The sequence below is a fragment of the Collinsella sp. TF09-1AT genome (assembly GCF_003436895.1).
Classification (GTDB): domain Bacteria; phylum Actinomycetota; class Coriobacteriia; order Coriobacteriales; family Coriobacteriaceae; genus Collinsella.
In genome coordinates this window covers 1-1887 of the sequence record NZ_QSRC01000018.1, presented here as the reverse complement: position 1 = coordinate 1887, position 1887 = coordinate 1, and the positions used below count along the sequence as shown (strand labels likewise).

Annotated in this window: 1 protein-coding gene; it reads right to left on the bottom strand. The window is 53.7% G+C overall.

The window, feature by feature from the left end; genetic code table 11:
- Positions 1–594 precede the first annotated feature (594 nt).
- Positions 595–1719, bottom strand: a complete 1125-nt coding sequence (locus tag DXC90_RS09420) for an aminotransferase (RefSeq protein ID WP_117735745.1) — start codon at positions 1717–1719, stop codon at positions 595–597.
- Between the last annotated feature and the right edge of the window lie 168 nt (positions 1720–1887).

Here is a 1887-nt window from a genome sequence, read left to right as displayed (position 1 = left end):
TGCAGACCTTTCGTCATGGCCTCCTACCTTTCTTTCGGGCCCTTGTCAGGGCCGATTCGTTAGCGCCCCTCCGTGTGAGGCGTTATTGCTGACGACATATTTATATCCAAAATCAGCCCATACTTCCACCTTGCCCCCGAACGGTTTTTTATAGGGGGTGAACGGCATACACATATACTTCACGCATGGCAAACTTTGATTTAATAAAGTTTATTTACGTGCTTAAACGCTTTTTTAACCGGGAAATCAATTGGAACTAATCTTTCTTAAACCACCCTCAATTTGCATATTTCACGCAAAGGTATGAATAGAATTCGTAATTCTTGCTATGTCTCAACCATTTTGATTTTTATTCAGAAAAAAGTTCGTCCTATTCATTTTTAGCAACCAGGCTACCGTTTACCAGACGTTGGATACCGTTCACCGGAAGCTCAGTATACGGTCCCTCGGATACCCCGCCTGTTTTGCGTCTCTATTTGTAACAACTTGACTTTTTCGGCGGTAAAGACAAACAGACCCGCCCCAAAGGGAGCGGGTCTGCATTCGGTACATCGAGGGCCCAGTAAGGTTTAGGCCCTCGAAATCCTCAAGGGGCTACCGATCGAACTCGGCCAGCGCCTCGCCCAGAAGCCTCAGGCCCTCGCGAAGAACGTCTTCACTCGCGCAGTAGCCCAGACGCGCGCCGCAGGGAAGCTCAAAGCGGCTGCCGGGAACCAGCAGCACTCCCCTCTCGGCCAACAGGCGCTTGCAGAACTCCTCATCGTCCTCGGGAATATCCAGCTGAATAAACGAGGTGGATACGCCCTGCGGCGCCGTCCAAGAGACGCGGCTCTGCGTATCAATCCATGCCTGAGCGATATCACGGTTGCCAAACACGATCTTACGGTTGCGCTCAAGGATCTTATCCTTGTGCTCGAGCACGTAGGTCGCCAGGGCGTCGTTGAACACGCCGCCGCAGATCATGGTGTAGTCACGATAGGTGCGGATGCGGTTGGAGACCTCTTCGTCGGCCACGACCCAGCCCACGCGAGCCGCAGGCGTCGAATAGGTCTTGGACACCGAGTTGGTGACAATGGCCCTCTCGTACACGTCGGCCATCGATATAAAGGACTCGGTGTTCTCGAGCGGCAGATACACCTCGTCGCACAGCACGTAGGTGCCCACCGAGCGGGCGATCTCGGCAATCTGGCCGAGCGTATCGGCATCGAGCACCGTACCGATGGGGTTCGATGCGTTATTGATGCAGATGAGCTTGGTGTTGGGGCGCACCGAGTGCTTGAGCTGTTCGATATCGGGCTTCCAGCCGAGCTCCTCGCGAAGCTCCCAATACTCGACCTCGGCACCAAGCGTACGCGGAATCTCATAGAGCGGCGCATAGGTAGGCCACTCGGCAATCACGTGATCGCCGGGCTCGACAACAGCCATGATGGCATTGAGGTTAGCACCCGTACAGCCATTAGTCTGCAAAATGTGATCGGGATTGACCTCGCGACGATACAGCTTGGCGACTTCGGCCTTAAACTCCGGCGAACCCTCGATCCAGCCGTAATTCATCTTCTCGCGATCCAGGCGCTCGTAGAACGTAGCACCGTCCTGCTCGTCAAGTGCGCGAAGCTCACCCATGGTCAGCGACGAGATCGTCGACTGAGCGATATCCCATGTAGCACTCTTCTCCCAAACGTTGAGCCATTCCTCAACGCCAATTGTCTTGATATCCATGGCCACCTTATCTGATCTTAATTTAGCGTCAATAAACATGAATGGGACGGTGCGAAAGAACCGCACCGTCCCATTGGGAGACATCTAATGGCAGCTAGATGTTTGTAGTAAGACCTGTACGGGCCTTTGAAAACCTTAGAGGTCCTCGCGCCAGAAGGGCATGCTCAT

Bases quoted from the DNA above. Each gene is read 5' to 3' on its own strand.
- DXC90_RS09420 (WP_117735745.1), bottom strand. From the start codon at position 1,719: ATGGATATCAAGACAATTGGCGTTGAGGAATGGCTCAACGTTTGGGAG.